The sequence below is a fragment of the Blautia sp. ZXY-1-C6 genome (genome assembly GCF_056339875.1).
Genome location: NZ_JBWJVQ010000087.1, coordinates 1 through 6280, shown reverse-complemented (window position 1 = coordinate 6280; position 6280 = coordinate 1). Strand labels below are relative to the sequence as shown.

The following is a 6280-nucleotide window of genomic DNA, read 5'->3' as shown; positions in this document are numbered from 1 at the left end:
CGTCATTTGGGGGAGGTCTTCCGGAACTTCCCAGTACACGTCATCTCCCGAAAAAGCCGCTATAGGCTGTCCCAACCGGGATTTGATCACTACTATACGTGATTTTCCAAAGTCATTAGTTTTACAGACAATCTGTAATAATGCGATTCAATTCCGGAAGCTCTTTTTTGAGAGCGATCAGTTTCCCATCTTTTAGAAAACAATGTCTGGAATAAGCGGTTGTGCAGATTTCATTTCTGCTCGCATTAAAAAATTCATAATTAAATTCCAGAGAAATTCCATTATACTGCTTAATGCCAACGCGGGATCCGGATTTCATCATCGAAGAAAACCTGCTTTCTATATGCAACTGAAATTTCCACAACAGGGGAAATCACTCCCAACTCTTCTACTTTCTTATAGCTGAAACCCATCCGGCTCATATATCCAATCCTGGCCTCTTCCATCCATTTTACATAATTAGAGTGATGGATAATGCCCATCTGGTCTGTTTCATGATATTGCGCTTTTCTGTAATAAGTGTATGTTTTTTGGATTCTTCCTTCATATACCATATATCCTTTTTTATATATTTATAAAATGAAAATAACTATACCACTCACTTGTCTGCGAAACGATATACTAGAGCGTGTCTGAAACCGGTTAATTATGACGGTCTCTTCACATAATTCAGAGGATTCTGATTTACCCCATTAACCATAACCCCAAAATGAAGATGAGGACCGGTGCTGTTCCCGGTGCTTCCTACATATCCGATGATATCACCTTTTTTGACCTTATCTCCTACACTCAGATTTGGGTTAAATTTAGACTGGTGCATATATTCTGTGATAAGTCCCTTTCCATCATGATTGATCTTGGTATAATATCCGGCACCGCCTGACGATGCCGGTGAAAGCATGGCAACAATGGTTCCTGATGCTGCCGCATAAATCGGTGTTCCTGTAGGAGCAGGAATGTCAATTCCTTTATGATTGGTAGAACCGATTCCTCCCGGAGATTCCCTGTTTCCAAAATAACTGCTGATATAGGAATAACCGGAGCTTAAAGGCCACCGAAAAGAAACTCCGTTCTGATAGTCAGGAATAAGAGAACCATCTTCTCCAACATAATGATTATCATCAATCCACTGATTTTGTAACCAGAGCACCTGTGGAGGAACTCAGGTAATACTTCTCTCCATCTACAGTAACCCACCCACTTTCACGTTCACATGTAGAAGGGTTCATATAATATTTCTTTCCGTCTACTGTCAGCCATCCAGAGGCCAGCACCCCATCTGATTTCGCATAATAATGAGCACTTTTTTTCGTGATCCACTTACTGCTGGCAAGTTTTCCGTCAGACTCAAAATAATATCTTTTCCCAGATGACGATTTCAGGATAATATCATCGTAACGGATTCCATTAGTTTTCTTAAAATAATACTTGTGTCCGTTGATCGTCTGCCATCCCGTAACCAGTTTACAATCTGATTTCCTGAAATACCGATAATAGGAATCCGGTTTATAGAAGCCTTTGACAAGTTTACCATTTGAAGCTGCATAATAATAAGAACCGTCTGTTTCTTTATACCATCCGCTTCTGACCAGCTGACCGGTATTTCTGTTAAAGGAATACCAGCTTCCCTTTACTTTCAGACGACCTTTTGCCATAGTGCCATTGGCCTGAAGATAATAGGTGGAATTCCCGCTTTTGCGAAAACAGTTTTTATACATTTTTCCTTTTTCATTAAAGCAGTAATATACATTATTTACTTTATGGAAACCGGATCGTATCACCCCGTCATTCCAGAAATAGTATTTATTCCCTGCAGCTGTAGTTACCCATCCGGTATGCATATATCCTTTTTTTTCATCAAAGAAATACGTTTTTCCATTTACTGTCTGCCAGGTAGTAAGCATTTTACCTTTTTCATTAAAACAGTACTTTTTTCCACTGATGGTCAGAATTCCGGCTTTGGCTGCACCGGTCTTTCCGAAATAGTACTGATTTCCTGCAGCACTTTTGTACCAGCCGGTAGCTTTTTTTCCGTTCTTATCATAATAGTACCAGCTTCCGTTTTTTTTCACAAATCCTGTCTGCTTTTTGGAAGTTGCTGCAGCCTGAACCGGTACAGAGAAACCGGAAAAGATTCCCCCCTGCAGAGCCAGTGCCAGAACCAAAAGAAAAGCTGTCAAATATAACTTTTTTTTCTTCATAGTAACTCCTGTGTGTGTTTTTTTTTGTAACTGTGAAGGTTTACTTATTTTTCTCTCGTTTATTCTTTAATTCAACATATCTGTTCTTCAGGAAAATCCCTGCTTTTTTGATATATCCCCATATTATGTTTAAAATCCGCAGGAGATATTTCCATATGGTTATGACCAGTCCGGAAAGCGGATTCCATATTTTCATAAAGAAATTATTTTTTCTCGCTTCCAGTTCTTCCGGTGAAACCTTGTGTTTTTCTTCCTTGCAAAGAGGAAGTACTTCACCTGTCTGTTCATCCAGACAGTCAATATTTATATATGTCTCCTCTTCTGCCGGCATTTTTTTGTCATTAAGAGAATGATTGATCAGTCTCCAGATCAGAGCATAAAGTACGGCAAATACAGGAACTCCTGCGATCATTCCCGGAACCCCAAAGAGACCACCCCCGATCATGATGGCAACAATAACCATAAAACTGGAAAGTCCGGTAGAGTCTCCGAGAATTTTCGGACCAAGGATATTTCCATCAAACTGCTGAAGAAGCAGGATAAAAATTGCAAAATACAGACCTTTTATGGGATCTACTACTAAAATAAGCAAAATACATGGAATGGCTCCGATGTAAGGACCAAAAAACGGAATGACATTTGTCACACCGATAATTACACTGATAAGAATTGGATACGGCAAATCCAAAAGCAACATTCCAAAATAACACAAAATTCCAATAATAGCAGAATCCAGAAGTTTTCCGTATATGAAACCACCAAAAGTCTTGTCTGTAAAACGCATAACGCGTATAAGCATATTTGCCCATTTATGAGGCAATATAGCATATACCATCATTTTGCTTTTGGCAACAAATTTCTCTTTGTCTGCAAGTACATACAAAGCTACAATGGCACCGATCAGAAAATTCTTCATAAAGATCAGGATATCAAAAATACCTGCTGAAACATTTTTGAGCATATCCTGCATCTGCGGAAGAATATCGGTAGTAAGATATTCCTGTGCTTTTGCAGAGTACTGGTTGATCATATCGAGCATTTCAGGATTCAGTTTCCATCCATGCTCAACAAATGAATTGAGCCACTTTTCAATAACTTTTATATAGTACGGAAAACTGTAAATAATACTCATGATACTTCGGATCAACTGAGGAAGCACCATCATCAGTAATGCGTAAATGATAATCCAGAACAGGAACATGGAAAAAAGGACACATCCCCATCGAATAGCCCGTTTTCCTTTTTTCTGTAACTTAATATTATGCTTTTCCAGCTGCGGATAGATCAGCTTCTGCTCAAAGAGATTGATCAGCGGACTGAGAATATAAGCAAGGATTACACCATAGATAATAGGCGCCATAATTCCCAGAAAAGTTTTGATTCCCACGATCAGGGTTTTCATGTGAAATATGCCATAATAAAACAGCATACTGGCGGCAATTACCAGAAAAGCGGTTACACCCCAGTGTAAATATCGGTTGTCCCAACGAAATTTCATAATGTCCTCCTTTTTAACATGGTATGATTATAGCATATATTTTGACAAATGTCATGAAAATTTAATATATATTAAAAAAAATTATAGCAGTCTTGTTACTGTTCATACACCACTATCCCGAGGCATACAAGCCAAAATTCCATTGCCGCAGGCAATCTGGAATGAATTGAAAAGACTGTTATAAATTCATCCAAAAAACAGATACTTTACCAAGGATGTGGTAAAGTATCTGTAAAAATATAATCCTATTTATTTTTTATGGAATCAAAAATCTCAATTGCCTGAATGATTGCTTTTGCTGCACCATCAATTCCAAGTTTGCTGCTGTCTACGCAGAGATTGTAGCTTGAAGCAGCACCCCATTTCTTATTGGTGTAGTAATTATAGTAACTGGAACGGCTCTTGTCTGTCTTATTGATCATGTCTTTTGCTTCTTTTGCAGTTTTATTATGTTTCTGTGAAAGACGGTTAATCCTCCAGTCTATATCTGCATGTACAAATACACTGAAACAGTCTTTATACTCTGACAACGCATAATCTGCACATCTTCCGACCATAACGCATGGACCTTCGGAGGCCAGTTTCTTGATTGCGTCAAACTGTGCAAGAAATATTTTGTGGTTCATAGGCATATCTGTAAATCCTGAAGAAGAATAACCAAATGAGTAGGTATCCATAACCAGAGAATATAAAAAGCTGTTAGTTGGTCTTTCATCATGATTCTCAAAAAGTTCTTTGCAGATACCGCTTTCATTTGCTGCATGTTCGAGAAGTTCTTTATCATAACATTTAATACCAAAATATTTGGCAACTTCCTGACCTATCTGTCTTCCTCCACTGCCGTACTCACGACCAATTGTAATAATTGAACTCGTACTATTCATAGTCTGCACTCCCTTCTGTTACATATTCGATAGACATATTATACAATATTTCCAAAAAAATGCAAACTACTTTCGTAATTTTTCTAATAATTTAACGAAATATTCAGGTAAAGGAGCTGTAAACTCCATATATTCGCCCGTTGATGGATGAACAAAGCCAAGAATCATTGCATGAAGCGTCTGTCCCTGCAGATGATAAGGATTCTTACCGGAACCGTACACTTCATCACCCAGAAGTGGATGACCGATACTTGTCATATGCACACGAATCTGATGCGTTCTGCCTGTTTCCAGACGGCATTCCACATAAGTGGCATTTTTGAAACGTTCCAGAACTTTATAATGTGTGACAGCATCCTTGCCGTTTTTATAGTTGACAGCCATTTTTTTGCGGTCAATCGGATGGCGCCCGATGGGACCTTCGATCGTCCCTTCGTCTTCTTTCAGTACTCCTGCTACGATTGCCCGGTATCTACGCCTGATAGAATGCTCTTTTAACTGTTCTGCCAGGTTGCGGTGTGCATTATCATTCTTGCATACAAGAAGTGCACCTGTGGTATCCTTATCGATTCTGTGGACAATACCAGGACGCAGAACACCATTGATCCCCGACAGATTGTCCTTACAGTGAAACATAATAGCATTTACCAATGTTCCGGAAGTATGTCCGGCACTGGGATGAACCACCATCCCCTTTGGTTTATTTACAATAAGTACATCATCATCTTCATAAAGAATATCCAGAGGGATATCTTCCGGAAGTATATCCGGCTCTTTTATGTCAGGAACTGCTACGGAGATTTCATCTCCTTCCTGAACTTTGTAGTTGGCTTTTACAGCAGAACCATTGACGGTTATTTTCTGCTCTTTAAGCAGCTTTTGAATATAAGAACGTGACAGTTCTTCGTTCATTTCAGAAAGATAGCGGTCAATCCGGATACCGGACTGACCGTCAGAAACCTGATAATTAAGAATTTCCATAATACTAATCCTTTTTTATTCTTAAGAAGTCATAATCTTCATCATTTTTGTATCTGAAACACACCAGCATAACAAGTAATATGCCACTGCATACCACATACATATCAGCTATATTAAATACCGGAAAATCAATCAGTGAAAAATAGATAAAAATCCACAACATAGCCTCTGCATACTCTGTCAATGAAAATTTCCAAGAGCACCGGAAACCATTACCAGTGCAGTTACTGACAGCGGCAGATAATATCTGTTTTTCGGGATTCTGGCATATACATAGATAAATACACCAAAAAACAAAAGGCACAAAATCACAAACACCGGAATTTTACCTTCAAACAATCCAAAGGCCATTCCACGATTTTCGAGATACCGTAATTGAAGAACTCCTGGAATGAGAGAGATATCAGGATGATTGTTCAGTTGTGCCAGAACAAGAGATTTACTTCCCTGATCCAGGATTGTCAGCAAAAGGATAATAATACAGCCTCTAATCCAGTGCATACATGAAGATACGGAGGAAACAGCTGTCATATCAGAATCTCCCGGATTGCCTGGAGCAGTTCCTCATCTGTGACAGTTTCTGTCTATAAAACTTTTACCAATCCTAGTCCATAAGGATAAATTTAATATGACCGGCTTCCATTTTTTTGTCTTTTTTTGTTGCTGCCAGGACATCCCCGGCATTCAGTGAATCAACAGAAAGAGGAAGATTATAA

At 38.8% G+C, this 6280-nt stretch carries 9 protein-coding genes; all 9 read right to left on the bottom strand.

Annotated elements, in window-relative coordinates; translation table 11 throughout:
• On the bottom strand, positions 1-132 hold a 132-nt coding region (locus tag AC075J_RS03375), incomplete at its 3' end, for a DUF5052 family protein (protein WP_476389998.1).
• Positions 122-322, bottom strand: a complete 201-nt coding sequence (locus tag AC075J_RS03370) for an acyl-CoA thioesterase family protein (RefSeq protein WP_476389997.1) — start codon at positions 320-322, stop codon at positions 122-124. The genes AC075J_RS03370 and AC075J_RS03375, both read right to left, overlap by 11 nt.
• Positions 291-554: an acyl-CoA thioesterase gene (locus tag AC075J_RS03365; RefSeq protein ID WP_476389996.1), complete on the bottom strand. Its 264-nt coding sequence runs from the start codon at positions 552-554 to the stop codon at positions 291-293. Before AC075J_RS03365 ends, AC075J_RS03370 begins: the two co-directional genes overlap by 32 nt.
• 92 nt (positions 555-646) lie before the next feature.
• Complete coding sequence (locus AC075J_RS03360) at positions 647-1150, bottom strand: M23 family metallopeptidase (RefSeq protein ID WP_476389995.1); 504 nt, start codon at positions 1148-1150, stop codon at positions 647-649.
• The gene (locus AC075J_RS03355) at positions 1122-2201 is read right to left on the bottom strand and encodes an N-acetylmuramoyl-L-alanine amidase family protein (RefSeq protein ID WP_476389994.1); all 1080 of its coding nucleotides are present in this window, start codon (positions 2199-2201) and stop codon (positions 1122-1124) included. The genes AC075J_RS03360 and AC075J_RS03355 overlap by 29 nt, the downstream gene beginning before the upstream one ends.
• Before the next feature lie 40 nt (positions 2202-2241).
• Positions 2242-3699 (bottom strand): AI-2E family transporter, encoded by a 1458-nt coding sequence (locus AC075J_RS03350; RefSeq protein WP_022381245.1) that lies wholly within the window; start codon positions 3697-3699, stop codon positions 2242-2244.
• Positions 3700-3944: 245 nt separating this feature from the next.
• Positions 3945-4583 (bottom strand): cytidylate kinase-like family protein, encoded by a 639-nt coding sequence (locus tag AC075J_RS03345; protein ID WP_022381244.1) that lies wholly within the window; start codon positions 4581-4583, stop codon positions 3945-3947.
• Between the two features lie 66 nt (positions 4584-4649).
• Positions 4650-5564, bottom strand: a complete 915-nt coding sequence (locus tag AC075J_RS03340; protein WP_008703141.1) for an RluA family pseudouridine synthase — start codon at positions 5562-5564, stop codon at positions 4650-4652.
• Positions 5565-5744: 180 nt separating this feature from the next.
• A complete protein-coding gene (locus AC075J_RS03335; protein WP_476389993.1) occupies positions 5745-6095 on the bottom strand; it encodes a signal peptidase II in 351 nt (116 codons plus the stop codon).
• Between the last annotated feature and the right edge of the window lie 185 nt (positions 6096-6280).